The organism is Pseudomonas sp. TH08, assembly GCF_016651275.1.
GTDB lineage: Bacteria > Pseudomonadota > Gammaproteobacteria > Pseudomonadales > Pseudomonadaceae > Aquipseudomonas.
Genome location: NZ_JAEKEE010000004.1, coordinates 365,462 through 391,945, shown reverse-complemented (window position 1 = coordinate 391,945; position 26,484 = coordinate 365,462). Strand labels below are relative to the sequence as shown.

The following is a 26,484-nucleotide window of genomic DNA, read 5'->3' as shown; positions in this document are numbered from 1 at the left end:
TGTAAGAACTAACAGATGGGAGGTCACACTGTGCCAGAACAGTGTCTTTTCGAACCAATAGCAAGCCTGCCAAGCAGTTAAGCGGATCTGCGCTGTGAAAAGTTGCACACATGTAACGGGGGACTTATCAGAAACAGTAACTAACAAGCGGCGGGCGGATGACGTTTTTGTCATCCGCAGCGTCCGGCTGTCAGTGCGGCATCGACCAGGATTGCAACAGGTAACCCTCTTCGCTCAGTTCAGCGCGGGCCTGTTGCAACAGCACTTCGAGCTGTGCCGGATCAGAATAGGCACTGCTCGGAATTTGTTTGCGGCCGATGTGCGAGTTGGTGCGATCGATAACGGTCAGGCTCAGTTCGCCATTGCCGTCTTGTGGAGCCCAGGCCACGCACTGGAAAGGTTTGAAGGCGTGGTTGGCAATCAAAAGAGCTTCGTTGATACGGAGCGGGGCGGTCATGGGGTCTTCTCTCTGTCGTGCCCAATCAAGTGATGTGCCGTCGGTTGGGCTTACCGTTCGGCTGGTTACTTGTACTGATGCACGCAACCCGCTAGCGGGTCACACCTGACACAAAGAAAATTTCAACTTTCTTTCATCTGGCTGGTTTTTAGACGGCTTTCGAAAGCCTAGTGAAAGCTTTGAAAGCAAAACAAGTCGATAGGACACTAACAACCTGGTTTCTTATAACGTGTTTGCTTGTACGCCTATAAGCAATCGGTACAAGGCGCTGTCAAAATCTTGCTAATGTTACAGTCGGGTCTGCCAAATGACTGTTTTTACAATCATTTCTAATATTTGGCGCCAAGGAACAGTCATGAGCGAAGCGCCTCCGTTAAGACGTTTATTGGTAGTCGATCCCTGCGACGACTGTCACCGCTTATTGCCCGGTTTGCGCGCGGTAGGTTGGGATGTCGACAGTTGTACTCTGGAAAACGCCGCCGACCGTAGTTGTGATGTCGGCTTGTTGCGCTTGCAGCCGTTTCATCTGGAACGCCCCGAAGCGGTCAAAGAGTTGATCAGCCGCAGTGGCACCGAATGGATCGCTGTACTCAACCAGGAAGTTCTGCGTTTGCAGAACGTCGGCGATTTCGTCTGCGAATGGTTTTTCGATTTTCATACCCTGCCGTTCGATGTGTCGCGGGTGCAAGTTACCCTCGGCCGGGCGTTCGGCATGGCGCGCCTGCGCGGGCAGGGGACGATTCACGTCGATCAGCCCGAACATGAATTGCTCGGCGACAGCAGGCCGATTCGCGAACTGCGCAAGTTGCTCAGCAAACTGGCGCCGACCGAATCGCCGGTGTTGATCCGTGGCGAAAGCGGCACCGGTAAAGAACTGGTCGCGCGTACCCTGCATCGGCAATCGCAACGCCACAGCAAACCGTTTGTGGCGATCAATTGCGGGGCGATTCCGGAACATTTGATTCAGTCCGAATTGTTCGGCCACGAAAAAGGCGCGTTTACCGGCGCGCATCAGCGCAAGGTCGGGCGCATCGAGGCGGCCAACGGTGGCACCTTGTTTCTCGATGAGATCGGTGACTTGCCGCTGGAGTTGCAGGCCAATCTGTTGCGTTTCCTTCAGGAAAAACACATTGAGCGGGTCGGCGGCAGTCAACCGATTCCGGTAGATGTACGGGTACTGGCGGCAACGCACGTCGATCTGGAAGCCGCCATCGAGAAAAAACGCTTTCGCGAAGATTTGTATTACCGGCTCAATGTTCTGCAAGTGGTTACCGCGCCACTGCGGGAGCGGCATGGCGATCTGTCGATGCTGGCCAACCACTTTTCGCACTTCTACAGCCACGAAACCGGCCGCCGTCCGCGCAGTTTCAGTGAGGACGCGCTGATTGCCATGGGCAAGCACGACTGGCCGGGCAATGTCCGAGAGCTGGCCAACCGGGTACGCCGTGGGCTGGTGTTGGCCGAAGGCCGGCAGATCGAAGCGCGGGATCTCGGCTTGATCAGCCAGCACTCGATCGCTACGCCTATGGGCACGCTGGAAGACTACAAGACTCGCGCCGAACGCCAGGCGTTGTGCGATGTATTGAACCGGCACAGCGACAACCTGAGCATCGCGGCGAAAGTGCTTGGTGTGTCGCGGCCGACGTTTTACCGCTTACTGCACAAGCATCAGATACGTTAAAAAACATAGATCAAAAGATCGCAGCCTGCGGCAGCTCCTACATTTGAAACCTGTAGGAGTTGGCGCAGGCTGCGATCTTGTTTTTGCTTTAGAAGTAGTACGGGAATTTCAGGCTGAAGGTGAAGTCCGGTGCATCGTCGGTCAAACCAATCGACAGGTTTGGCACGATGGTCAGGTTGTCGGTGGCTGCGATGGTCATGCCGACGTTGAAGTAACCGGCGTTGGCGTCACTGGACACCACCGATTGCCAATCGCCGCCATCCTGTTTCAGCTTGCTCTTGCGCTGCACCAGGTCAGACATCGAGAACGACATACTCATCTTCTCGTTCAGTGCGAAAGCTACACCGGCACCGATCTGGAAGCTGTCGCCGATTTGTACCTTGCCCGGGGTTTTCTGGTTGACGGTCGAGCTGATGTCGTCAAACGACTCCTCCAGGTTGTGGGTGTAGGACAAACTGCCGAACAGCACCGCCGGGTCGAAGGTCTTGACCAGCGAGAGGCCAGGGGTGACCGACCACACGCCGTTGCCGGTTGGCAGGGTGTCAGGCACGAACAGGTTGGAGTTGGCATCGCTCTGGCGCAGCTTGATGCCGAACGGATCCTTGCCGGTCGGTGCCTTGACCCGCAAGGTGACCACGGCGTCCGGGGTGTTGGCCGACTCGTCGAGGAACTTGTAGGCGATGCCGAAGTTCACGTCACCGAGGGTTGGGTCACGGGTTACATCCTGTTCGGTTGTGACATTGGACGCGCCGCCGTTGCCGCCGCCGGACTGATAAGTCGAGTCGCGATAGATGACCGGTACGTTCAAGTCGAACTGCCAGCGGTTGTCGAAGTTGTACCGGCCTGTCAGGTCGAGCGTCCAGGTATCCGCCTTGATCCGGTCAAGGTTGATGTTGCCGAGGAAGATTGAGTCCAGCGCCAGAAAGCCGTTGAGGATCAGCTGTCGGGTGTCGTAGCGCGAATAGGTGATGCCGGTTTCAAGACTGAATTTGCCCCCGCCGAAGAAACCGCTGGCCTCGTCGTACAGGTTGGATACGCTCTGCGCCGGTTGCGAATCATCTGCCAGCGACTGACCGTAAGAAGCGCCACTGCCCCCGGCTGCGCCCCCCGACGCTGCTGCTGCCCCGGTGCCGGTGGCCACTTTAGGATTGCCTTTCAAGTCGGACGGCGACTTGGCCAGACGCTTCGGTTGCGGCGCCGCCGGCTGGTCTTCCACTTGGCGGACTCGTTGTTCGAGTACCGCCAGTGCTTTTTGTTGTGCTTCGTATCGTTGCTTTAGCTCCACGAGTTCCTGTTTCAGAGCTTCTACGTCGGCGTCCGGTGCCGCTTGCAACATGGCTGCAGGTAGAAGAGTGCTCAAACATACAGCGGCACGCAGTGATACTGATCGATACATGAATAAGCCGTCCCTTTAAGCCCAATGATCGAGACTCAGCGTAGTTCAATATCCGATATTGCGTAGTGCCCTGAGTTGAGTCAGGTTGCAGTCCAGTGCGCCGGCGCTCATGCCGTTATTGTTGAGTACCACGTTGAGTTGAGTCATGTTATTGACCACGTTGGCACTGCCGAGCAAACGGGTGTTCTGCAGCAAGCCACCCTGGGCGACTTGTTGCAGGGCTGTGCCCTGATTCCCCGAGGCCTGAATGGCCATTTGCACGCCACCGCCAGTGGCCGAAACCGCCACGCTGCCAGCGGCGTTACTGCCACCGATGGTTTGTCCGGCGACCAACGCCTGCCCTTGGGCGGGCACCAGCGCCGGGGCCTGATTGGCCTCCGAGACATTGATCGCGACGTTGTTGTAGGCGCTGTTGTTGTCGCCAGCGGCGCGCACGCTTTGGGTTACGCCCTGGCTGCTATTGAGCCCGGCGCCCCCGGTGACTGTGCCGGTACCGGTCGCGAGGGCGTTGCCGTTACCGTGTTCCTTGATCGTCTGAACGTAGAATTCCGGTTTTACCGTGGCAGCCTGAAGTTGCATCGAGGTCGCTGCGCCGATCAGATCGCCACTGGCGTTGCGCCAGGTACTGCTCATGACAATGCCGAAGCTGATGATTCGCCCCGGCATGACATATCGACCGCGTAGCTCGGACAGTTCGTTGTCCTGTATTTCTATGGGTTTGAATCCTGCATTGGCATAGCCTGACGCGCTCGCTGCCAGGCAGGCGGCGGCCAGCCAGTATGAGGTTTTCATCTGCTGCTCCCGGGACATCCAGTCCCACTCTTTATAATCGGCGATTAAAAGAAGTCGCTCTGTATGAACCCGAAGTCCATCAATTCAGCATCTCTGACAGGGTTGAAGTTATCCAGCTTGTTCTTGGCCGTCAGCGGTGTCGGCGGGCTGCGTAATGCATTGGTTTTGTCATAACCGGGGCCGACGATGGCGAAGACAATGCCGTTCCAACCTTTGACAAAGTCATCATGGGCGTAGCGTTTGTGGCCGAGTACCGGGTCTCCGATGTAGACCCAATCCTTGTCCGAGCGCTGCAGCACCACGAAATGCTTGTAGCCGCGAATTTCCATCAGTACCACCACCGGGATTGTTACAGCGTCGAGTTTTTCCGGCGGAATCTTGTAGCCCCTGGCGCGCATGCCGATGCTTTCTATGTAGCGCTTCATGTCGAGCATGGAAAAACCTTGAGTACGAACAAGGTCCTGGTCTGCGTTGACCAGCATGCCTTTGATGATGTGCTCCTCATCGACGTCGAGCCAATAGCCTTGGCGTAACACCGTGGCCAGTGCGGCAGCGCCGCAGCTGAAGTCGGTTTTCTGTTCGACGATGTCGGCAAACTTGCGCTCACGGATGCTTTGCACGTGCTTGTAGATGAGCGTGCCGCCGGGAAGGGCAGCCACGGGCATCTGGGCAGCCTGGGTCAGGCCGGACAGACAAAGCAGAGCGATAAGGGCAGTCTTACGCATGATCGATACGCCTTTGCGGACTGAGGAAAAGCCCCGTTTCCGGGGCTTTCGTTTCGATCGCGATTACATGCAGGCTTTGCAACCTGCAGCGATGGACAGCGAGTTGCTTTGTTGGTTGCCTACACCGGCGGCGTTGTTGTAGCCAGCGTTGCCGGAGAAGTTGTTGCCGACATTGGAGATGTTGGCGTTGTTGGTGACAGGGTTTTTCCAGCCGTCTGGAGTCATCACTTGTTGAGTGGTCACGCCAGCCAGGCCGAATACACCCACGGCAACGAAGTCAGACTTGGTGTCTTTACCGCCGCCACTTGGGCCATGGCCTTTGTCGTTGCTGCCATAACCGCCACCGCTGTGACCATGATCGTCATCTTTGGTGGTTGCAGTACCAGCAGCGCCGAACACGCCGACGGCGGCAACGGTGCCAGTGAGGGTGTCTTTTTTGTAGGTTTGAGTGCCGTTGTTAGACACCGACAGACCACTGGAGCTTTGGTTGGCAGCTGCGGCAGCCTGAGCTACACGGCCACCCGAAACAGCGATTGCCAGGTTGTTTTTCTGTTGGTTGAAGTTGCCGGCACTGTTGTTCACGCCGATGTTGCCGGAACCGCCGTTGCCGACGTTGTTGAGGCTGGCGTTGGCAGTGCTGGAGTAGTTGCCCACAGCGTTGTTGGCGTTGACCTGAGTAGCGCTGGAAGCAGACACCGCAGAGCCGAAGATGAAGCTTTCGTCAGCAGTGGCCAATGCCGCAGCGTTGTCTTGTTGGTTGCCGTCGCCTGCGGTGTTGTTCATGCCGACATTGCCGTTGGTGCCGTTGGCCGAACCGTTGATGTTGGCGTTGTTTTGGGTGCCCTGGTTGAGCACGGCGTTGCCGCCGCTGCTTTGCACGTCGAGTACTGCGGCACCGGCGCCTGCGCCGATTTGCAGCAGCTCTTCAAGGGTTGGGCCTTGAGGTTGAGGAGGATTATGGCCGCCGTGGCCGCCATTGTTACCATGATCGTTGCCGCCTGCCTGCGCTGCCATCGCCATTACTGCTGCAAGAGCGAAAACCAGAGGTTTCAGAGCCATTTGAGTTTTCATGGTGTTTCTCCGTGCTTATTAGTTGGTTAAGTGTTGGTACTTTCTAATTGCACTGCTTTTTATTTGGGTCAGTCTGCGACCCGGATGCTCAGGGTGTTGGCCATACGGTTCCCCACCCCGGCACTCTGGTTCACCTGGATTACCCCTCGGCTGCCGGTGAAGGCCTGATCACTTGTGGTGACCTGGCGACTGCCGGGTGAGGTACCAGTTGCTCCTGAGCTCGGTAACAACGCCACGTTCTGTTGCGAAAGGGCGCTATCGTCAACGCTTTGCGGGCCAGCACTGATGCTGACGCGCGTCACGTTGGCCATCTGGTTGTTGGCCCCGGCACCCTGGTTCACGCCCAGGATCCCGTTGCCATTACTGAAAGAGTTGCCGCCAATGGTGGCGCTGGCGTTCGTTGCCGGATTGCCGGGCGTGTCGATGTGCTGCCGCACGACAGTGGTCGCGCTGGCCGAGGTGCCGATGGCGACCGCCTTGGTGTTGGTCTGTTGCATCTGGTCACCGGCGGCCTGGTTGATGTTGTAGTTGCCGCGGTACTGGATGCCGGTGTTCTGAATGTTGGCGTTGTCCACTGAGCTGGGGTCGGCCATGGCGCTGGTGCAGCCGAGCAGGGCGAGCAGGAGCAGCGTGCGCTTCATCTTATTGGCCTCCAGCCATGCGGGTCAGCGGGGCGAGGCCAGTGCTGAGCGAGCGATTGATGGTGTTGGAGATCGCGCCGCCACCGCCGCCGCCATGACCGGCACTCATGCCGGGCAGGCCGTTGGGATTGGTCAGGACACTGGTGCCTGGGAGGGCGCCGGTTGCTGTCGACATGCCGCCACGGATGGACGAGCCGCTGGCTACGCTGGCAAAGTCGCCGTCATTGAGTTCGGTGCTGGTCATCGCTTGATCGATGCGCCCGGACGGGTTTGCGTTGACGGTGGTCGGGTAGGGGTCTTTGCCACCACTGCGACCGATAGGAATAGGCTGAACGTCGCGGTTGAGAACAATCACGCCATTGCCTTCAGCCTGAACATTGAAACTGAGCAATGTGCTGGCTGCTGATCCGATCAGCAGAAGGCAGGTCAAGCCTTTATTGAAGTTCCCCACGGCGGCAATTCCTTCTTCAGTGGGCTGGCTCATGTCAGCGTTGGGAAGGAGAGAGCGAAAGCTGTGCCGCTTTTTAAAATGGTTTAAGTTTCAATGAGTTATACGAATGGAACGCGTGACTGATACACAAGCTGTTTCAAGATTGAAACACGCCGGGTGTCCCCATCCTGTCTATCGGCTGAACAATGCTCTGGAACGAGGGTTTGCGGGGGTGTGTTTCAGCGGTGTAACAAGGGCACGATCAAAGCGATCAATCCCTTGAAACGGGCCCTTTGCACGCGGGGAGGTGTTTCAGGAACGGACACTTTGCCCCCAAAACCGGGTAAACAGGCCCACAAAGACTGGTTATTGCGCGAGCAGTGCTTCGACCGCTGCAAAGGCTCGCGCCTGGCGTTCAGCCCAATTGCCTTGAATGATCTTGAAGGGCTGGTCATGGCGTTCCAGCCATTCCCGCGTAGCCTGATAAAACGCCAGACGTTGCTCCAGATCCGGTTGGCAGCGCTGCCCGTCGTCGGTCCAGTCGATCTGCTCCGGCGACAACAAAAGGTGCAGGTCGTAGTGGCGCGCCAGCAGTTCGGGTTCCAGCCAGTCCGGGCAGTCGCCGAACAACGTCTGGCTCCAGAGCATATTGCTCAGCAGGTGGGTGTCGAGAATCAGCAGCGCCGGCTGTTGTGCACGTGCCTGATCTTCCCATTGCAGCTGACCACGGGCGATTTCGGGGATGTCCGCCAGGCAGGTATCGCGAGGGTTCTGCTCGATGAACCTGCGCACGTACTCGTCTACTCGCACACCGCCGAACCGTTTCTGCAAACCCGCCGCCAGCCAGCTCTTGCCGGTGGATTCAGGCCCGGTGAGCACCACCACTTTCATGTGCGCAGCGCCGGGTCGGCGCGCCATTCGCGCCAGCCTTGCACGGCGATCAGGGTGAACAAGGCGTACAAGGCTGCCGTCAGGTAGAGGTCCTTATAGATGAACAGACCGACAAAGATCACATCGAGTACAAACCACAACGCCCAGCATTGCAGGCGCTTCTGCGCCATCCACAACTGCGCAACCAGGCTGAAAGCCGTCAGCGCCGCGTCCAGCCACGGCTGCGCGGCATCGGTCCAGTGCGCCATGGCGGCGCCCAACAGCACGCTGCCAACAGCGCCGACGCTGAGGCCGAGCAGGATCGATCGCTGATCCAGACGCGTGACTTCACGGCCGTCTTGCATCGTCCCGGCGCGCGTCCATTGCCACCAGCCATAGACTTGCAGCGCGGCGTAGATCACTTGCAGCAACATGTCCGAATACAGTTTCACTTCAAAGAAGACCCAGCTGTAGAGCAGCACCATGACCAGCCCGATCGGCCAGCACCATGGATTCTGTTTGACCGTCAGCCAGACGGCGATCACACCGAGAGCGGCCGCAAACAGTTCTAGCCCGGACATGTGGGTTCCTTGGGGGAAGTGAAAAGGGAGCGGATTGTACCCAGAAAACCTGCAGGAGTGAGCCTGCTCGCGATGGCGGTGGGTCAGCCACTCTTGGTTGGCTGACACGACGCCATCTCCAGCAGGCTCACTCCTATGGTAGGGCGGTGCTAGACGCGGAACTGGCGCAGGAGGCCGTTGAGTTGTTCACTCAACTGGCCGAGTCGCACGCTAGCGGCACTCGACTGCTCGGCTGCGATGGCCGTGCTGTGTGACAGACCGGCGGCCTGGGTCACGTTCTGATTGATGTCCTCGACCACATGCGCCTGTTGCAGCGTGGCGCTGGCGATCGACGCATTCAGACCATTGAGGTTGCGCAATGCCTGTCCGATCGCGCTGAGGCTGGCACCGGCCAACCCGGCCTGTTCGATGGTCAGTTGCGACGCCTTGCTGCTGTCGCCGATAACTTTCACGGCAGCTTCGGAGTGATTTTGCAGGCGCTCGATCATCGACTGGATCTCGGCCGTCGATTTCTGCGTACGTTGCGCCAGCAGGCGCACTTCATCGGCGACCACGGCGAAACCGCGACCCTGTTCACCGGCCCGCGCCGCTTCGATGGCCGCGTTAAGGGCGAGCAGGTTGGTCTGTTCGGCAATCGAACGAATGACCTCCAGGACGCTGCCGATCTGCGTGCTCTCGGCGGCGAGGGTGCGGATCACCTCGACAGCTTGATCAATGGTGCCCGAGAGTTTGTCGATCTGTTGCAGACTGCCGTCAATGTTGATCTGGCCTTGTTGCGCCTGTGCTTCGGCGTCGCGCATTTCGGCAGCCGCGTGCTCGGCGTTCTTCGCGACATCCTGAACGCCGTAAGTCACTTCGTTGATCGCTGTGGCAACCAGCTCCATCTGTTGCGATTGCTGCTGGCTGCGTTGTTGCGCTTGCGAAGCATCGTTGCCCAGTTCGCTGGAGGATTGACCGAGCGCGCTGGCAGACACCTGCAATTCACCGATCACCCGGCGCAACTTGGCAGTGAAACCGTTGAAGTGATGAGCCAATTCGGTGACTTCATCCTTGCCGTGGGTATCGAGGCTGCGGGTCAGGTCGCTCTCGCCGCTGGCGATGTTGGCCATGGCGTTCACGGTTTCCTGTAACGGGCGCACGATACTGCGTGCGATCAAGATTACCAGCAGCGCCATGATCACCGCGATCACCAAACCGATGACCGAAGCATTGATCACCTGACCTTTGAATTCGGCCTGCACATCATCGACGTAGACGCCGGAGCCGAGCACCCAACCCCAAGGTTCGAACAACTTCACATACGAGGTCTTGGCCACCGGCTCACTGGCGCCGGGTTTCGGCCAACGGTAATCGACCATACCGGCGCCTTTGGCTTTGGCGATGGCGACCATCTCGTTGAACACCGCAAAGCCATCCGGGTCACGGATCGCCGAGAGATTCTGGCCTTCGAGCTTTGGATTGGTCGGGTGCATGACCATCACGGGCGTGAGGTCGTTGATCCAGAAGTAATCGCTCTGGTCATAGCGCAGGCCGCGAATCGCTGTCAGCGCTTGTTTTTGTGCCGCTTCTTTGCTCAGCGTACCGGCGGTTTCGAGGTCGTGGTAGTAGGTCAGCAAACCGCTGGCGGTCTGCACCACATGCTGGGTTTTCTGGGCTTTGGCGCGATACAGGTCATCGTGGATCTGCTTGAGCATCAACACGCCCAAGGTCAACAACATGACCATTGCCACAATCAAAATGAGCCACAAGCGTCGGCTGATCGACACACTGCGCAAGCTGTTCATAACGCTGTCACTCCGGATTCTTTTTCTTGTAATAAACGACCGCCAGCATCCAACCACGATTTTGTGAGCGGGCATACGCGACCCAAGTCGTATAACGCGGCAGCGCTGTCAAGGCTTGTCTGTTAGGATTTCGGCCCCGCGCATGAAAACCTGAATCGAAGTTGATATTTCACGGAATTTTGACTGTTTCGTGTAGATCCTGTGTGCGCGGAATCGGTACAGCCATACACAGCTACGCTGATCGCAGTGAACGTTAGAAAAATACTATCGGAGCATGCCCGCGCGCATCGCTCTTTGGGGGATTGATGGATCTTTGGACCGCCTTGCAGGCACTGATACTTGGAGTTGTAGAGGGGCTGACGGAGTTTTTGCCCATTTCCAGTACCGGACACCAGATCATTGTTGCCGACTTGCTCAATTTCGGCGGCGAACGGGCCATGGCGTTCAACATCATTATTCAACTCGGCGCGATTCTCGCGGTGATCTGGGAGTTTCGCCGCAAGATTCTCGACGTGGTAAAGGGCCTGCCGACGCAGCCCAGTGCACGGCGTTTTACCGCCAATCTGCTGATCGCGTTCTTGCCGGCGGTAGTGTTGGGGGTGATTTTTGCCGACCTGATCCACCAATACCTGTTCAATCCGATCACGGTCGCGGCCGCGCTGGTGGTTGGCGGCGTCATCATGTTGTGGGCAGAAAAGCGTCAGCATGCCGTGCACGCCGAAACGGTCGATGAAATCACCTGGAAAGACGCGCTTAAAGTCGGTTTTGCGCAATGTCTGGCAATGATTCCGGGCACCTCGCGCTCCGGTTCGACGATCATCGGCGGTTTACTGTTCGGTCTGTCGCGTAAAACCGCCACCGAGTTCTCGTTCTTCCTCGCCATGCCAACCATGGTCGGTGCGGCAGTGTATTCGGGCTACAAGTACCGCCACCTGTTTGTGCCAGCGGATTTCCCGGTATTCGCCATCGGTTTCGTCACCGCGTTTATCTTCGCCATGATCGCTGTGCGCGGCTTGCTCAAGTTCATCGCCACCCACAGCTACGCGGCGTTTGCCTGGTACCGGATCGTCTTCGGTCTGGTGATTCTGGCGACCTGGCAGTTCGGCTGGATCGACTGGTCGGCAGCCAAGCCATGAGTGACTCCCGCGCACGCCGCCCTGAGGGCCGGCCATCGAGTGGCAACATCCAGCATTTGAAGTTGAAACTGGTGGTGTTGCTGATCATCTGTGCGTTGCCGTTGTTCGGCTCGCTGTCGATGTGGTTGCGCGGGATCTCGCTGGTGCCATTGGCGGGGTACGGCATCGTCAGTGTGCTGGCGTTTTTTCTCTACTGGGCAGATAAACGCAAGGCCCGCGCCGATGCCTGGCGCACGCCGGAGAACATCCTTCATGCCGTGGAACTGGCCGGCGGCTGGCCGGGCGCGCTGATCGCCCAGCAAGTGTTCCGGCACAAGACGCGCAAGGTGTCGTTTCAGGTTCTGTTCTGGGTGATCGTCCTGTTGCATCAGGTGTTTTGGATCGACCAGCTGTTCCTCCGGTTGAACCTGCTGAACCTGTTCTAACCCACACCAAATTCCCCTGTAGGAGTGAGCCTGCTCGCGATAGCGAATTGTCAGTCGACAACTTGTTAGCTGATCCACCGTTATCGCGAGCAGGCTCACTCCTACAGGGAACGGGGTTACAGCAATAGAGCGATTTGAGTTTTCTTCGGCAACTTGCTCACCACCAACTGATGCGAACGCTGCAACAATTCGCGCAATTCCTCGGCCGCCAGCGGGTAGGGCGGATGCATGATGATCCACTGCGCCCGCGCCAGATACGGCGCCGGATGAATGCCCGGACGGTCGCAATGACCGAGAAACAGATCCTTGTCGACCTTGAACGCCAGTGAGTCGCCGCGCAAACCCTGCAAGGCAAACATCTTGTTGCCGGCAATCGAAAATACCCGCACGCCACCCCACTTATAGTCTTCCCGAGCACCCGGCAATGCCAGGCAGAAGGCGGCCACATCGGCCTCGCTCATCTTTGCCATTTTCATAACAGTCGTTCCCCACAGGCATTAAACGATTCGACCAGATGATCGATCCACGCGCGCACCGCCGGCATCACCCCGCGTCGATGCGGATACACCGCTTGCAGCCAGCCACCGGGCAACGACCATTCGGGCAGCAATTGCACCAGTGTGCCGTTTTGTAGTTCCTCTTCGCAGTACATCATCGGCAGCAAGGTGAAACCCAGCCCTGCCAGCACACAGGCCTTGCGTACGATAAAGTCATCAACGCCGAGCCGCGCCTCCATGCTTAACTCGAAACTTTTGCTCTGCTGGTCGAGCAAGCGTACGTGTACCAGACGATCCGCTTCCAGCGCACCGAGTACCGGCAGGTTTCTCAAGTCCTGCGGATGGTTGATCGTTTGACCCTGGATAAACGCCGGGCTGGCCACCACCACCGTTTGCGCCTGGCGCAGGCGTCGGGTCACCAGCAGAGGGTCTTCATCGCCCTGTTCGCGTACACGCAGGGCAACGTCGAAACCCTCGGCGACCAGATCCACCCGGCGGTTGAGCAGCACGACTTCCAGTTGCACCTGAGGGAATTTACCAAGGAAGCTACTGATGATCGTCGACAGGAGTTCTTGGGCAAGGCCTGTCGGGCAAGACACCCGCAAACGCCCGCGCGGCGCACTGGACATGCTGGCCACCGCTTCATCAGCCATCTCGGCTTCCAGCAGCATCGCCTGGCAATGGCGCAAATAACGCTCACCCACGGCAGTCAGGTTGAGTTGTCGCGTGGTGCGCTGCAACAAGCGTGCGCCCAGGCGTTCTTCCAGTTCGGCAATCCGTCGTGACAACCGTGACTTGGGAATGCCGAGCAATCGCCCGGCTGCCGTAAAGCCGCCGGCTTCGACGACTTTGGCGAAGTAGTAGAGGTCGTTGAGGTCTTGCATGGTGTTATCCAGCTGTTCTATCAATGGGACAAACTATCGCATTGTCGGCGGCTAATCAGCTATTGGTTTCTTGCGTAGGATTGTCTCCATTCCGTCGCCACCGGCGATTCCTTCCAGGAGATTCCACATGAAACTGCTGCATATCGATTCGAGCATTCTGGGCGACAACTCGGCTTCCCGTCAGCTGAGCAGCCAAGTCGTCAAAGCCTGGCAAGTCGCTGAGCCGAGCGCTGTAGTGACTTACCGCGACCTCGCCGCTGATGCCATCAGCCACTTCTCGTCGACCACTCTGGTGGCCGCCGGCACTACTGCAGAACTGCGCAACGCTGCGCAACAGCACGAAGCCGAGCTGAGCGCTTCGACCCTGGCCGAGTTCATCGCTGCCGACGCCGTGGTCATTGCTGCACCGATGTACAACTTCACCGTACCGACCCAACTCAAGGCCTGGATCGATCGCGTTGCCGTTGCAGGTCAAACCTTCCGTTACACCGAAGCCGGCCCTGAAGGCCTGTGCGGCGGCAAGAAAGTGGTGATCGTCTCCACCTCCGGCGGTATCCATGCCGGTCAGGCCAGCGGTATCGCCCACGAAGAATACCTGAAGCTGGTTCTGGGCTTCCTCGGCATCACCGACATCGAAATTGTCCGTGCCGAAGGCCTGGCGTATGGCGACGAAGTGCGTAACAACGCGATGACCGCAGCTCAGGCAAAGATCAGCGAGCAATTGTTCGCCGCTGCGTAAGGCTTGCGTAAAAAACAGCTGAGGTTCAGGTAACGCCCAAAAAACTCTGTATTCTGGTTCTGCAAGGGCCAAATATGGAGTTTTTTGTTTCCGACTGTTACATAATCTGGCCCGGGTTATGCAGTCAAACGATCAACGTCTGAAGGCATTGTCGTACCGGAACACCGAATCCCCGGCGTTTCTGGCCCGCAACGCAACGGATCTTTCGATTGAGTAACAACAGGGTGGGGCATCCCATGATGCGTCTTTGTGCAACGTTACTGATTTGCCTGCTGGGCAGCATGAATTCAGTGCAAGCTGCGCCGGGGCGTCATCCTGTCTGGAGCGTCGGTTACCACGAAATGACCTTCCTTGATCCACTCGACCTGCAACCGATGCGCGCCATCGCGTTCTATCCTTCCAGTGATCGCGAGCACATGAGCCTTCTCGAGGGATATTCGGTGGAGGCGGGTGAGGATACCAAGGTCGCTATCGGCCGCTTTCCAATGCTGATGCTTTCGCATGGCAACACCGGCACGCCATTGGCCTTGCACGACCTCGCCACTTCGCTGGCCCGCAAAGGTTTTGTCGTTGTGGCGGTGATTCACCCCGGCGACAACTCCAAGGATCACAGCCGGCTCGGCACTTTGAGCAATCTCTATGGGCGACCGATCCAGATTTCCGAAGCCATTACCGCAACCTTGGGCGACCGCATGCTGGCGCCGTACGTCAACGCCGAACAAGTCGGCGTGATCGGCTATTCCGCAGGTGGCGAGACAGCACTGATTCTGTCTGGCGCGCAGCCGGATCTGGATCGTCTGCGTCGTTACTGCCAGGAACGCCCGGATGATCGTGACGCCTGCAACACCCAGGGCGAACTCATCGTTGACCGTGATGACCTTCAGCCCGTTGCCGATCCGCGCGTTCACGCCTTGCTGCTGATGGCGCCGTTGAGCCTGAAATTCGGCCGTCATACGTTGGCCGATGTGCATGTGCCGGTGCTGCTCTACAGCGGCGACGGCGACAAATTGGTTGCCTTCGATAAAAACGCCGCCGCCCTGGCGCGCAAGCTGCCGACGGCGCCAGACTTCAAATTGCTGGCGGGGGCAGGGCACTTCGTGTTCATGGCGCCGTGCAACGAAGAGCAGATCATCGCCATGCCAGCGTTGTGCACCGATGCCGACGGCGTCGATCGCGAGGACATCCACCGCAACCTCATTTCCGAAGCCGGGCGCTTTTTCTCCCATGCGCTGGGCCAACCAACGCGCGCCGGCATGCAGACTGCCGACCAATAACCTGACCCCACAAACACCGCTAGTCCGCTAATGTAGGAGTGAGCCTGCTCGCGATAGCGGAGTGTCAGTCGACATTTCCTTCACTGATACTCCGCTATCGCGAGCAGGCTCACTCCTACAAGGATTTCGCCAGACCTCAGGTCTTGGCGCGGCGTCTGAGCAGCAGGGTCAGCCCCAAGCCGATCACTGACAACAGCGCCGCACAGAAGAAAATCCACGAATAGCCCAGATTCAACGCCACTGCGCCCATCAATGGCCCGGCAATCGCCAGCGCCAGATCAAAGAACACCGCATAAGCGCCCAGGCCTGAGCCGCGACTGGAACTCGGCACCTGTTTGATCGCCTCGACCCCGAGCGCCGGGTACACCAACGACAACCCGAAGCCCGCCAATCCGGCGCCGATCAGCGCAAACGCGGTTGAGGGCGCCAGCCACAATAGCGTCAGGCCGATGGTCTCGATGGTCATACAGGCGATGGCCGAGTTGAACCCGCCAAATCGGCTGATCGCCGAAATGAACAACAGCCGCGACAGTATGAAACACACGCCGAACACCGTCAGGCAATACGCCGCGCCGCTCCAGCCTCGATTCAGGTAGTACAAAGTGATGAAGGTAGTCAGCGTGCCGTAGCCGATCGAGGCCAGTGTCAGGCTGGCACCGAATGGCGCAATCCGTCCGAACACCGCCCAGAATGGCAGGCGCTCGCCGCGTATCACTGGCACCGAAGGTTTGTTGCGGATCAGCAGCAATGCCCCGGTCGCCAACACAGACAGGGCGATGCCAAGGCTGGTAAAGCCGTAATCAGCCACCATCACTACACCCAAGGGCGCGCCAATCGCAATCGCACCATAAGACGCTATGCCGTTCCAGCCGATGGACTTTGCGGTGTGTTCGACACCGACCTGGCCCATGCACCAACTGATCGTCCCAACGCCTATCAGGCCTTGGGCAACACCCAGCAACAGACGCCCGGCGATCAGAATCAACAGGCTGGTGAGGGGGAAGCTTTGCAGCAGCGTCGAAATCAACGTCAGCACGCCACTTAGCACAATGCCCAGCAAACCATAAACGATTGCCCGTTTGGTGCCGATCGTATCCGACATGCGTCCGGCCATAGGCCGGCTGAGCAGGGTCGCCAGATACTGCGAACCGATCACCAGGCCGGCAATGATCGCACTGAAACCCAGCTGTTCGTGCACGTAACCGGGCAACACCGCAATCGGCAAACCGATGCAGAGGAAGGCAATAAACGTGTAGAAAACGATGGAGACGATCTGCAGGGTGATCGCCATGGAGCTTTGCGGAGGCTGTTGCTGCGCAGACATGAGGACTCGTTCGCGGGCGGCGGTGGGAGAGTTCGCATCATGGCGTGGGTGTCAGATAAAAGAAAGCAGGCTAACGATCAAAAGATCGCAGCCTGCGGCAGCTCCTACAGGAGTTCGCTTTTGATTTTGTAGGAGCTGCCGCAGGCTGCGATCTTTTGATCTTGCCTCTTTAATACAAAAGCCCTGTCACATGGACAGGGCTTCAGCTTGCAGCTAGCCGCTCGAAACTCGGCGCTGCTATTTAGAACACGACGCCTTGGCTACGCAGGTAGTCGTCGTAGGTGCCGCTGAAGTCGGTCACGCCATCCGGGCTCAGCTCGATGATGCGCGTGGCCAGGGACGATACGAACTCACGGTCGTGGCTGACGAAAACCAGCGTGCCCGGGTAGTTTTCCAGCGCCAGGTTCAGCGCCTCGATCGATTCCATGTCCAAGTGGTTGGTCGGTTCGTCCATGATCAGCACGTTTGGCTTCTGCAGAATCAGCTTGCCGAACAGCATGCGACCTTGCTCACCACCGGAAATCACTTTGACCGACTTGAGAATCTCGTCGTTGGAAAACAGCATGCGGCCCAAAGTACCGCGAATCATCTGCTCGCCTTGCGTCCACTGACCCATCCAGTCGAACAGCGTGACGTCGTCTTCGAAGTCATGCGCGTGGTCCTGAGCGTAGTAGCCCAGTTCTGCGGCGTCGGTCCACTTGATGCTGCCGGCATCCGGCGTCAGTTCGTTGACCAGCGTGCGCAGCAGGGTGGTCTTGCCGATACCGTTCGGGCCGATGATCGCCACGCGCTCGCCAGCTTCAACCTGGAAGCTGAAGTCTTTGAACAATGGTTTGCCGTCGAAGCCTTTGGCCATTTTTTCGACGATGACCGCCTGACGGTGCAGCTTCTTGTTCTGATCGAAGCGGATGAACGGGCTCACGCGGCTCGAAGGCTTGACCTCGGCCAGTTGGATCTTGTCGATCGCCTTGGCGCGGGAAGTGGCCTGCTTGGCTTTCGAGGCGTTGGCCGAGAAGCGGCTGACGAACGATTGCAGCTCGGAAATCTGTGCTTTCTTCTTGGCGTTGTCCGACAGCAGTTGCTCGCGGGACTGGGTCGCCACGGTCATGTACTCGTCGTAGTTGCCCGGGAACAGGCGCAGCTCGCCGTAATCCAGGTCAGCCATGTGGGTGCACACGCTGTTCAGGAAGTGACGGTCGTGAGAGATGATGATCATCAGGCTGTTACGCTGGGTCAGGATGTTTTCCAGCCAGCGAATGGTGTTGATGTCCAGGTGGTTGGTCGGTTCGTCGAGCAACAGCACTTCCGGATCGGAAAACAGTGCCTGAGCCAGCAACACACGCAGTTTCCAGCCTGGCGACACTTCGCTCATCGGGCCGAAGTGTTGCTCGATGCCGATACCCAGGCCCAGCAACAGTTCACCGGCGCGAGATTCGGCGGTGTAGCCGTCCATCTCGGCGAATTCGGTTTCCAGTTCGGCCACGGCCATGCCGTCTTCTTCGCTCATTTCCGGCAGCGAGTAGATGCGGTCGCGCTCGGCCTTGACCTTCCACAGCTCTTCGTGACCCATGATCACGGTGTCGATCACGGTGAATTCTTCGTAGGCGAACTGATCCTGACGCAACTTGCCCAGGCGCACGTTCGGCTCGAGCATGACCTGACCGCCGGACGGATCGAGATCGCCGCCGAGGATTTTCATGAAGGTCGACTTGCCGCAACCGTTGGCGCCGATCAAGCCATAGCGGTTGCCCGCGCCGAATTTGACCGAAACGTTTTCGAAGAGCGGCTTGGCGCCGAACTGCATCGTGATGTTAGCTGTAGAGATCAAGAGTTATTCCTGCGAAGCATTCTGAGTAGCGAGGGTGCGGCTGGAGCGCTTGGCCCGAGTCAAAGTGCGCTGAGGCGGGGGGTTCCCGTCATCAACCAAGGGGGGCGCGTAAAGTTTGGCGGCGATTGTACTGGTCTGGCTCTTTAAACGATAGGGCGAAGACGCCGCGGGCGCCGATTGGCGCAATCGCGGGACAGTTTTTCACAGATGAGTGTTCACTATCGGTTACAAAGTGTGGCTAAAATGCCATGCATATCACCCAGCGCCTTCAACCGCGCGGGCTCAAGGATGTGCCATTGGTATTCAGACCACTGCATAAGACGCTAGGCCACGAGCCGCCAGGCGCGCAGTTTGTTCACTTCTGACGTGTGACGATTTCCGTGAAACTCATCATTGCTGCTATTTATGTCATTTCCATTGCATACGTTCATCTTCGTGGACGAGTGCGCCACAAACTCGGTCGCCAACTGAGCGATCACTCGACGTTTCTGGCGCCGATCAACTGCTTTCTTTACCTGTTCTCGAAGAAGCCTAACAAGCCTTACCTGGACCCGGCGGATTTTCCTGATCTCAGCGTGTTGCAGGCGCATTGGCAGGAGATCCGCGAAGAAGGTCAGAATTTGCTGCGTGCCGGCGAGATCAAACGCTCCAATCAGTATGACGATGTCGGTTTCAACTCGTTCTTCAAAAGCGGCTGGAAGCGCTTTTATCTGAAGTGGTACGGCGACAGCCATCCGTCGGCAATGAAACTCTGCCCTCGCACCACTGAACTGGTGCAGAGCATCGGCTCGATCAAGGCTGCAATGTTCGCGGAATTGCCGCCGGGGTCGAAACTCGTGCGCCATCGTGACCCGTATGCCGGTTCCTACCGTTATCACTTGGGCCTGGACACGCCGAACGATGCCGGTTGCTACATCAACGTTGATGGTGAGAACTACCACTGGCGCGATGGTGAGGCAGTGATGTTTGACGAGACATTCATTCATTACGCGGAAAACACCACTGACAAGAATCGGATCATCCTTTTCTGCGACATTGAGCGCCCGATGAAATATCGCTGGGCGGCGGCGTTCAACGCCTGGTTCAGCAAAACCGTGATGTCGGCGGCGGGTGCGCCGAACGATGCGGGTGACCGGACTGGCGGGATCAACCGTTTGTTCACCAAAATCTACAAAATTCGCCTGCGTGGCAAAGAACTGAAAAAGCGCAATCGCAAGCTGTATTACATGGAGAAGTGGGCGATCTTCGGCGGTCTGCTGGCGATCTTCATCCTGATCTGATCGATGCCAAATGCTCGGTAATTACTGTAGGAGCTGCGGCACGCTGCGATCTTTTGATCTTGTCTTTCAAATCTGAAAGTCAAAAGATCGCAGCGTCCCGCAGCTCCTACACAGATACCTGCGGTGTCTGTGACTCTCTCAAAAGCTACCTGTCAGTTGCCTGACGATTCTTCAGTTGTCATTCCCCCGACGCTTTTTTGGTCTTCTTCGCTGGCGCGGCCTTGGCCTTCGGCTTGGCCGCGGCTTTGCCGCCAAGGCTGCGTTTCAACAGCTCGGTCAAATCAATCACATCAGCGGTTTTGCGCTCTTCCTCGCCACCCACCGTCTCGACATCCTCGATCTGGCCTTCATGGGCCTTTTTCTCGACCAGCGCCATGATCTTGTCTTCGAACTCGTCGTTGTAATCCTCAGGTTTCCAGTCCGCGCTCATGTCCTGCACCAAGCGTTTGGCCATGTCGAGCTCACCCTTGGCCAGTTGTGGCTTGGTCACTTCGCTGCCCAGCGCTAACTCATCCAGGCTGCGCACCTCTTGTGGCCAACGCAATTTGACCAGAACCAGCGCCGACTCCAGCGGCATCAACGCGGCCAGGTACTGGCGAGTATGTAAAACCACGCGCGCGAGGGCGACTTTATTGGTTTTGCTCAATGTTTCACGCAGCAGCGCGTAGACCTTGCCGCCGCGTTTGTCCGGCGCCAGATAGTAGGGCGTGTCGATGTTCTGCAAGGGAATCTGCTCGGCATCGACAAAGGAAAAAATATCGATGGTTTGCGTGGAAACCGGGTGAGCCGAGCGAATTTCCTCCTCGCTGAGCACCACATAGCGACCTTTTTCGTACGCCACGCCTTTGACGATGTTTTCTTTGCTGACTTCTTTGCCGGTGACTTTGTTGACCCGTTTATAACCCACCGGATCCATGCTGCGGCTGTCGAGCCAATCGAAGTCCACGCCTTGTGACGATGTCGCGGAAACCAGCGCGACGGGGATGTGTACCAGTCCGAAACTGATCGCGCCTTTCCAGATTGCCCGAGCCATGGTGGTGTTCTCCGAGTGATGATCGGATGACCTGTAGCGGCGGACGAAAGTTTCCTGCGATTGAGCTGGTTTGCGGGCGCTTGGTCAACTCGTGTTACATGTTGTTTAACGCCCATGGGTTAACAAATCCGAACCCAGCGCGTAGCGTGGACTCGAAGGCTCTATCCCCTGCGCATCGAGAGGCCGCTCCATGAACCGAATCTTGCTTGGCATTGCTGTCCTCGCCGTGAGTGGCGGTCTGGTTCACGCGGACGTTGTGCCGCCAGCGTCTACGTTACTCCTCGCGCAAAGTCCGACTGGCAACAGCAACAATCCCTACAACAGCCCGATTCGTCGGGCCAATCCCAACAGCATGCAAGGCACTCAGCCCAGCACACCGCCGGTACGTGGGCCCAATACCGTGCCAACGCCGCGCCAGCCTACCGTGGAGAACCGTGGTATCGGTAATGGCCAGCCAATTCGCAGCGTGCCCAGCAAGCCACCGACCTTCATTCCCAATCCGCCCTCACGGGGTACCGACAGCGACCGTTGAACGGCAGGACTGAAGTTCTGCCAGCCTTTCAAGTGAACAAAAGGAATCGTACATGTTGCGTAAAACCCTTCTAGCCAGCCTGTGTGCCGGCGCTCTGATCAGCGCACCGGCGTTCGCCGCAGCGCCCCAGGAGCTGCAAAGCGAGCAGGGCACCCTCGAAGTCACGACGATAACCCAGGGGCTTGAACATCCATGGGCGCTGGCTTTTCTGCCCGATCGCCAAGGCATGCTGGTGACCGAGCGGCCAGGCAATCTGCGGGTGGTTACCAGTGATGGCAAGCTGTCGACGCCGATCGGCGGGGTACCGAAAGTGTGGGCCAAGGGGCAGGGCGGTTTGCTGGATGTAGTGCTGTCGCCAGACTTTAAACAGGATCGTCTGGTTTACCTCTCATATGCCGAAGGTGGTGGTGCCGGAGACAAGGCCGGGACCGCGGTCGGTCGTGGGCGACTGTCGAACGACCTGAAGACGATTGAGGATTTCAAAGTGATCTTCCGTCAGGAGCCGAAACTTTCGGTCGGCAATCACTTCGGTTCACGGCTGGTATTTGATCGAGACGGTTATCTGTTCATCACCTTGGGCGAAAACAACGATCGGCCGACCGCACAGGATCTCGACAAGCTGCAAGGCAAAATCGTGCGGATCTACCCGGACGGCAAGGTGCCTGACGACAATCCCTTTGTCGGCCAGTCCGGCGTGCGCCCGGAAATCTGGGCCTACGGCATTCGCAACCCGCAGGGCGCAGCGCTCAACCCGTGGACGGGTACGCTGTGGGAGAACGAGCACGGCCCGCGCGGAGGTGATGAAGTGAATATCATCGAGCGCGGCATGAACTACGGCTGGCCTTTGGCGACTCACGGTATCAACTATTCAATGCAGCCGATCCCGGAAGCGCAGGGCAAGACCGTCGAAGGCACCGTCGCTCCGCACCACGTCTGGGAAAAATCACCGGGTGTTACAGGCATGGCCTTTTACGATGGTGATCGTTTTAAACCGTGGCAACACAACGCGTTTATCGGTGCTTTGGTAACGCAGGAGTTGATTCGCTTGCAGTTCGATGGCGACAAGGTAGTGCATGAGGAGCGTTTGCTCGGTGAACTCAAACAGCGGATTCGCGATGTTCGGCAAGGGCCGGATGGGTATTTGTATGTGCTGACGGATGAGTCGAATGGTTCGCTGTACAAGCTTGGGTTGAAGTAAATTTGTAATTCACACACACAACCTGTGGCGAGGGAGCTTGCTCCCGCTTGAGTGCGTAGCGCTCACAAGTTTCCCGGGGCTGCTGCACAACCCAGCGGGAGCAAGCTCCCTCGCCACAAAAGCACGAATGCCTGACTTACTCATTGCGGGCGTACAAAACCACCGCAGCTCTCAGCTTCCCACGCCCAAACCGGCACATTTTTTCAAACTCGCCATGACTGACGGGTACGTGCTGGCAGTCCATCGGCTGTCGGTGTTGGCTGTGGTCAACATCGGGATCATGAAGGTAGACGAAGTCCTCATCGCAATCGGTCACCACAACCCAGTGCGGTGATTTTGAGCGGGTCAGGCGATAGCTGCTGATCAGCACCAAAGGCTGGCCACCGGCGTCGAGCAATCGTGGCAAATCCACTGATGCGCCGATTACACATTCCACATCGGTCTCTGCGAGTTGCGCAGTGAACTCTTCATGCACTAAACGCATGACGTCTTTTTTATGCGTATCGCGTACACCTTCAAGGAACAGCGGCCCCTCCAGGCTCAGCTCCAAACGGACGCTAAAACCTCTGCGCCACGCCGCCAATGCCAGGCCTTGCGGACTGCATCCGCCATGGCCCGAGGTCATGAACACGGTCGTTGCCTCGCGCCAAAGCTGCAATTCTTCCCGGCGCTCCAGTAAACGCTTTGATTGCAACGCGCCCATGGCCATCAACAAACACGCCGGGCCGCAGGTGAAATCAGTGGTTTGCGCGTAATAAGGCACCTTGACGCTGCGCGAGTCACGGTGCTGGAGAATGCGTTTCTCCAGGCGCAAGGCGTCGGCATGGTCTTCGTAGTAATCGTGAATCAGAGCAAAACGCCGGTAACCGTTACGCTCGTACAGCGCAATGGCAGTGGGATTGTCGGTGCGGACTTCCAGGCGCAGATACGCACAATCATGTTCCAGCGCACAGGCCTCGATCCGTTGCAGCAATTGCATGCCGAGACCCGTGCCGCGAGCCTCACTGGCAATAGCGATGGAGTACAGGCGCGCCAGCGATGTGCCACGATGAAACAACACCAGGGCGTAGCCAAGCAGTTGGCCTGCGCGCTCGACCACCAACAACTGGCCGTGCGCGCGGGTGATCATCCACTGGAAGCTGCGGCTGGTCAGCCGATCCGTGGTGAAACATTGCCTTTCCAATGCCAGCAGCGCCGGCAAATCTTCAACTACCGCCAGACGAAAAACAGCACTCATATGACCACCGTAAAAGTTGCGTAACGAAACGGGACTTTCGTAAAACTTCGTGCTTAATAGAAAAGGTCTTGTTCTCCAACGGATCAATCTCTATGTCAGCGGTACAGGGTCATTGGCGCGAAGTATCCGAGCAAAGTTTGCCGGCGGCAACTTATTTAAATTCAGCGATCAGAGCCTCGAGTCGAGTGCTGATCATTGTCGAGCGCAAGGAAGATTGGGCATCTTATTTTCCCAGTGAAGACATCATCACCGCTCAGGAATACCTGGAACAAACCCGTGAAAGCGAGACGGGCAAGCGTGTCCAGGTGATCAATCTGTGTCGTAGCTACAAGTATCTGGGGCACGGTTATTACTGCTCGCTGCTGGCCGAAGCCCGCGGGCACAAGGTGATTCCGTCCGTGCGCACGATCAGTGAACTGACTAAGAAATCACTGTACGGTCTGGCGCTGGATGACCTCGATAAAACCCTCGAAAAAGCACTTAGTCATCATCTTTACAGCGATACCGAAGGTTTTACCCTGACACTTTATTTCGGTCGTACGCACATCGAACCGCTGCAGGATCTGGCGCGTCAATTGTTTGAAGTATTTCCCTGTCCGATTCTGTTAGTTGAGTTTCGTCGAACTAACGGTTGGCACATAGAAGGGATAAAGTCCGGCGCCTTGCACAAGTTGCGTGACGACCAGGAGGATCAGTTTGCCAACGCACTGGACGGTTTCAGCCGTAAAGTCTGGCGCACGCCGCGCTCACCACAAGTGGCTCGATACGATCTGGCGATCTTGCACGATCCACAAGAGGCTTTGCCGCCGTCGAATAGCAAGGCATTGGAAAATTTCGTGCGGGTCGGCAAGACCATGGGCATCGATGTCGAGTTGATCGAACGCAAGGACTACGCACGACTTGCCGAGTATGACGGCCTGCTGATCCGCGAAACCACCAGCGTCGACAACCATACCTATCGCTTCGCCAAGAAAGCCGAAAGCGAAGGACTGGTGGTGATGGATGATCCGGCGTCGATTTTGCGCTGCACCAACAAGGTCTATCTGACCGATCTGCTCAACAGTCATCAGTTGGGCATGCCCGCCACGGAAATCCTTTACAAGGAACGACCCGAAGACTTTGAACGTGTCGGCGAGCGCCTCGGTTTTCCCTTGGTACTGAAGATTCCCGACGGTTGTTTCTCTCGCGGTGTCATCAAGGTCGAAAGCCAGCAAGCGTTGCTCGAAGCGACCGCCGAACTGTTCGAACACTCTGTGTTGTTGTTGGCTCAGGAATTTTTCTACACCGAGTACGACTGGCGCATCGGCGTGCTCAACCGCAAACCGATCTTCGCTTGCCAGTACTTCATGTCCAAAGGCCACTGGCAGATCTACAACCACAAAGCCAAGGGCCAGGACGTCAACGGCGAATGCCGGACGCTGGCGATCCACGAAGCACCACGCGCCGTAGTGGAATTGGCGGTGAAGACAGCCAACCTGATCGGCGACGGCCTCTACGGGGTTGACCTGAAGCAGGCGGGCGACAAAGTGGTGGTGATCGAGGTGAACGACAACCCCAATCTTGACGCCGGCATCGAAGACGCCTACTTGCAGGACGATCTGTATTCACTGGTGCTGGAAGAGTTTGTGCGACGGCTAGAGCTGAAACGTCGCGGCCAGGCCTGGTGACACGCCGATGATCAGCAGTTTTGCCCTGAGCCACGGCGCCTTGCAGCGGGTTGAACGGCTGGATGCCGAGGTGATGCTGTTCAGCAACCCCGACGCCGCCGAGCGCGATTTACTGCACAGTCATTTCAAAGTCGATGAACATGCCTTGGCCTCGGCGCTGGACCCGGACGAGGTGTCGCGGATCGAGTTTCACCCGGATCATCTGTTCCTGATCTGGAAACGCCCGGAAAACTATTCCGGTGGCGGCAGTCTGGCGTTCGAGGTGTCGTCCTGCGGTCTGCTGTTCGCGCCGGGACAACTGCTGGTGATCGCCACCGACGACACGCCGCTGCACGGTCTCGGTACCCGTCAGCCATTGAACACACCGCTGGATGTGCTGCTGGATCTGCTGTTCAACAATATCCATCACTATCTCGGGCATCTTAAGGTCATCAAACTGGTTGCCCGCGAGTTGCAGCAGAAATTCAACGCCTCGATGCAGAACCAGCACCTGGTGCAGATGTTCAACCTCAGCGAGAGCCTGATCTATTACATCAATGCCCTGCACAGCAACGGTGCGGTGCTGACACGGCTGCGCAATCATGCCGAAAAACAGCATTTCAGCAGCGAAGCGATCGGTTTGATCGATGACCTGATCATCGAAAACAACCAGTGCTACAAGCAGGCGGAGATCTATTCCACGGTGTTTTCCGGGCTGATCGACGCGCGTGGCAATCTGATGAACAACAGCATGAACAATTTGCTGCGCAAACTGACGTTGATCAACGTGGTGTTTTTGCCGCTGAACCTGATTGCGAGCATTGGTGGGATGTCGGAGTTCAGCATGATGACCGCCGGGACGCCTTGGTGGGTCTCGTATCCGGTGTTCCTGGCGGTGATGTTGTTAGGGGCAGGGGGGATGTTGTTTGGGCTCAGGCGGTTGGCCAGGTGATGGGTGTTGCCTGATCTGGCGCCGTCGCGAGCAGGCTCGCATCTCCAGAGCTCACCAATCCCCGTAGGAGC

At 57.7% G+C, this 26,484-nt stretch carries 26 protein-coding genes; 10 read left to right on the top strand and 16 right to left on the bottom strand.

Going from position 1 to position 26,484, the window contains the following annotated elements; translation table 11 throughout:
* Window positions 1-190: 190 nt before the first annotated feature.
* Complete coding sequence (locus JFT91_RS18915) at window positions 191-457, bottom strand: hypothetical protein (protein ID WP_201148807.1); 267 nt, start codon at window positions 455-457, stop codon at window positions 191-193.
* 355 nt (window positions 458-812) lie between these two features.
* Between JFT91_RS18915 and JFT91_RS18910 the strand changes: the two genes are divergently transcribed.
* Window positions 813-2,138, top strand: a complete 1,326-nt coding sequence (locus tag JFT91_RS18910) for a sigma-54 dependent transcriptional regulator (RefSeq protein ID WP_201225469.1) — start codon at window positions 813-815, stop codon at window positions 2,136-2,138.
* 88 nt (window positions 2,139-2,226) lie between these two features.
* Here the strand turns inward: JFT91_RS18910 and fapF are convergent, their stop codons facing one another.
* The 9 genes from fapF to JFT91_RS18865 all read right to left on the bottom strand — a co-directional run bounded on the left by fapF (window position 2,227) and on the right by JFT91_RS18865 (window position 10,428).
* Window positions 2,227-3,534 carry a fibril amyloid transporter FapF gene (gene fapF / locus JFT91_RS18905; protein WP_201225471.1) on the bottom strand — a complete coding sequence of 436 codons (1,308 nt, stop codon included), beginning with the start codon at window positions 3,532-3,534 and terminating at the stop codon, window positions 2,227-2,229.
* A 45-nt stretch (window positions 3,535-3,579) separates the two neighbouring features.
* Window positions 3,580-4,326 (bottom strand): fibril amyloid subunit FapE, encoded by a 747-nt coding sequence (gene fapE, locus JFT91_RS18900; protein WP_201233471.1) that lies wholly within the window; start codon window positions 4,324-4,326, stop codon window positions 3,580-3,582.
* Between the two features lie 44 nt (window positions 4,327-4,370).
* Entirely contained in the window at window positions 4,371-5,051 is a 681-nt protein-coding gene (gene fapD / locus JFT91_RS18895; protein ID WP_201225475.1) for a fibril amyloid maturation endopeptidase FapD, read from the bottom strand.
* Between the two features lie 63 nt (window positions 5,052-5,114).
* Window positions 5,115-6,122, bottom strand: coding sequence for an amyloid-like fimbrin subunit FapC (gene fapC, locus JFT91_RS18890; RefSeq protein WP_201225477.1), 1,008 nt, complete (start codon window positions 6,120-6,122; stop codon window positions 5,115-5,117).
* Between the two features lie 68 nt (window positions 6,123-6,190).
* On the bottom strand, window positions 6,191-6,763 hold the full coding sequence (fapB, locus tag JFT91_RS18885) for a fibril amyloid subunit FapB (protein ID WP_201225479.1): 573 nt from the start codon (window positions 6,761-6,763) through the stop codon (window positions 6,191-6,193).
* A 1-nt stretch (window position 6,764) separates the two neighbouring features.
* Complete coding sequence (gene fapA / locus JFT91_RS18880) at window positions 6,765-7,214, bottom strand: functional amyloid chaperone FapA (protein ID WP_201225481.1); 450 nt, start codon at window positions 7,212-7,214, stop codon at window positions 6,765-6,767.
* Between the two features lie 345 nt (window positions 7,215-7,559).
* Window positions 7,560-8,084, bottom strand: a complete 525-nt coding sequence (locus tag JFT91_RS18875; protein ID WP_201234017.1) for an ATP/GTP-binding protein — start codon at window positions 8,082-8,084, stop codon at window positions 7,560-7,562.
* Complete coding sequence (gene pnuC, locus JFT91_RS18870; RefSeq protein WP_201233470.1) at window positions 8,081-8,644, bottom strand: nicotinamide riboside transporter PnuC; 564 nt, start codon at window positions 8,642-8,644, stop codon at window positions 8,081-8,083. Before pnuC ends, JFT91_RS18875 begins: the two co-directional genes overlap by 4 nt.
* 149 nt (window positions 8,645-8,793) lie before the next feature.
* Entirely contained in the window at window positions 8,794-10,428 is a 1,635-nt protein-coding gene (locus JFT91_RS18865; protein WP_201233469.1) for a methyl-accepting chemotaxis protein, read from the bottom strand.
* A 305-nt stretch (window positions 10,429-10,733) separates the two neighbouring features.
* Here JFT91_RS18865 and JFT91_RS18860 point away from each other — a divergent pair, with 305 nt between their 5' ends.
* Together JFT91_RS18860 and JFT91_RS18855 are read left to right on the top strand one after the other, a co-directional pair.
* Complete coding sequence (locus JFT91_RS18860) at window positions 10,734-11,564, top strand: undecaprenyl-diphosphate phosphatase (RefSeq protein ID WP_201225486.1); 831 nt, start codon at window positions 10,734-10,736, stop codon at window positions 11,562-11,564.
* On the top strand, window positions 11,561-11,989 hold the full coding sequence (locus tag JFT91_RS18855) for a DUF1294 domain-containing protein (protein WP_201233468.1): 429 nt from the start codon (window positions 11,561-11,563) through the stop codon (window positions 11,987-11,989). Before JFT91_RS18860 ends, JFT91_RS18855 begins: the two co-directional genes overlap by 4 nt.
* 116 nt (window positions 11,990-12,105) lie before the next feature.
* Here the strand turns inward: JFT91_RS18855 and JFT91_RS18850 are convergent, their stop codons facing one another.
* Both JFT91_RS18850 and JFT91_RS18845 read right to left on the bottom strand, forming a co-directional pair.
* On the bottom strand, window positions 12,106-12,465 hold the full coding sequence (locus JFT91_RS18850; protein ID WP_201233467.1) for an MmcQ/YjbR family DNA-binding protein: 360 nt from the start codon (window positions 12,463-12,465) through the stop codon (window positions 12,106-12,108).
* A complete protein-coding gene (locus JFT91_RS18845; protein WP_201233466.1) occupies window positions 12,462-13,370 on the bottom strand; it encodes a LysR substrate-binding domain-containing protein in 909 nt (302 codons plus the stop codon). The genes JFT91_RS18850 and JFT91_RS18845 overlap by 4 nt, the downstream gene beginning before the upstream one ends.
* A 127-nt stretch (window positions 13,371-13,497) precedes the next feature.
* On the opposite strand from JFT91_RS18845, the gene JFT91_RS18840 reads away from it, so the two are divergent.
* Both JFT91_RS18840 and JFT91_RS18835 read left to right on the top strand, forming a co-directional pair.
* Window positions 13,498-14,109 (top strand): FMN-dependent NADH-azoreductase, encoded by a 612-nt coding sequence (locus JFT91_RS18840; RefSeq protein ID WP_201225494.1) that lies wholly within the window; start codon window positions 13,498-13,500, stop codon window positions 14,107-14,109.
* Window positions 14,110-14,345: 236 nt separating this feature from the next.
* The gene (locus tag JFT91_RS18835) at window positions 14,346-15,383 is read left to right on the top strand and encodes an alpha/beta hydrolase family protein (RefSeq protein ID WP_201225496.1); all 1,038 of its coding nucleotides are present in this window, start codon (window positions 14,346-14,348) and stop codon (window positions 15,381-15,383) included.
* Window positions 15,384-15,519: 136 nt separating this feature from the next.
* On the opposite strand, the gene JFT91_RS18830 is transcribed toward JFT91_RS18835, so the two are convergent.
* Together JFT91_RS18830 and JFT91_RS18825 are read right to left on the bottom strand one after the other, a co-directional pair.
* On the bottom strand, window positions 15,520-16,707 hold the full coding sequence (locus JFT91_RS18830; RefSeq protein ID WP_201233465.1) for an MFS transporter: 1,188 nt from the start codon (window positions 16,705-16,707) through the stop codon (window positions 15,520-15,522).
* A 241-nt stretch (window positions 16,708-16,948) separates the two neighbouring features.
* Entirely contained in the window at window positions 16,949-18,535 is a 1,587-nt protein-coding gene (locus JFT91_RS18825; protein ID WP_201225500.1) for an ABC-F family ATPase, read from the bottom strand.
* Window positions 18,536-18,915: 380 nt separating this feature from the next.
* On the opposite strand from JFT91_RS18825, the gene lpxO reads away from it, so the two are divergent.
* The gene (gene lpxO, locus JFT91_RS18820; RefSeq protein ID WP_201146572.1) at window positions 18,916-19,815 is read left to right on the top strand and encodes a lipid A hydroxylase LpxO; all 900 of its coding nucleotides are present in this window, start codon (window positions 18,916-18,918) and stop codon (window positions 19,813-19,815) included.
* A 178-nt stretch (window positions 19,816-19,993) separates the two neighbouring features.
* On the opposite strand, the gene ku is transcribed toward lpxO, so the two are convergent.
* On the bottom strand, window positions 19,994-20,848 hold the full coding sequence (gene ku / locus JFT91_RS18815; RefSeq protein ID WP_201225502.1) for a non-homologous end joining protein Ku: 855 nt from the start codon (window positions 20,846-20,848) through the stop codon (window positions 19,994-19,996).
* A gap of 190 nt (window positions 20,849-21,038) precedes the next feature.
* Between ku and JFT91_RS18810 the strand changes: the two genes are divergently transcribed.
* Window positions 21,039-21,380: a hypothetical protein gene (locus tag JFT91_RS18810; RefSeq protein WP_201203348.1), complete on the top strand. Its 342-nt coding sequence runs from the start codon at window positions 21,039-21,041 to the stop codon at window positions 21,378-21,380.
* Window positions 21,381-21,432: 52 nt separating this feature from the next.
* Complete coding sequence (locus tag JFT91_RS18805; RefSeq protein WP_201233464.1) at window positions 21,433-22,578, top strand: PQQ-dependent sugar dehydrogenase; 1,146 nt, start codon at window positions 21,433-21,435, stop codon at window positions 22,576-22,578.
* Between the two features lie 136 nt (window positions 22,579-22,714).
* Here the strand turns inward: JFT91_RS18805 and JFT91_RS18800 are convergent, their stop codons facing one another.
* Window positions 22,715-23,815 (bottom strand): GNAT family N-acetyltransferase/peptidase C39 family protein, encoded by a 1,101-nt coding sequence (locus JFT91_RS18800; RefSeq protein ID WP_201233463.1) that lies wholly within the window; start codon window positions 23,813-23,815, stop codon window positions 22,715-22,717.
* Between the two features lie 92 nt (window positions 23,816-23,907).
* Here JFT91_RS18800 and JFT91_RS18795 point away from each other — a divergent pair, with 92 nt between their 5' ends.
* Entirely contained in the window at window positions 23,908-25,482 is a 1,575-nt protein-coding gene (locus JFT91_RS18795; RefSeq protein WP_242489317.1) for a RimK family ATP-grasp domain-containing protein, read from the top strand.
* Between the two features lie 7 nt (window positions 25,483-25,489).
* Window positions 25,490-26,413: a magnesium transporter CorA family protein gene (locus JFT91_RS18790; RefSeq protein WP_201233462.1), complete on the top strand. Its 924-nt coding sequence runs from the start codon at window positions 25,490-25,492 to the stop codon at window positions 26,411-26,413.
* Window positions 26,414-26,484 lie beyond the last annotated feature (71 nt).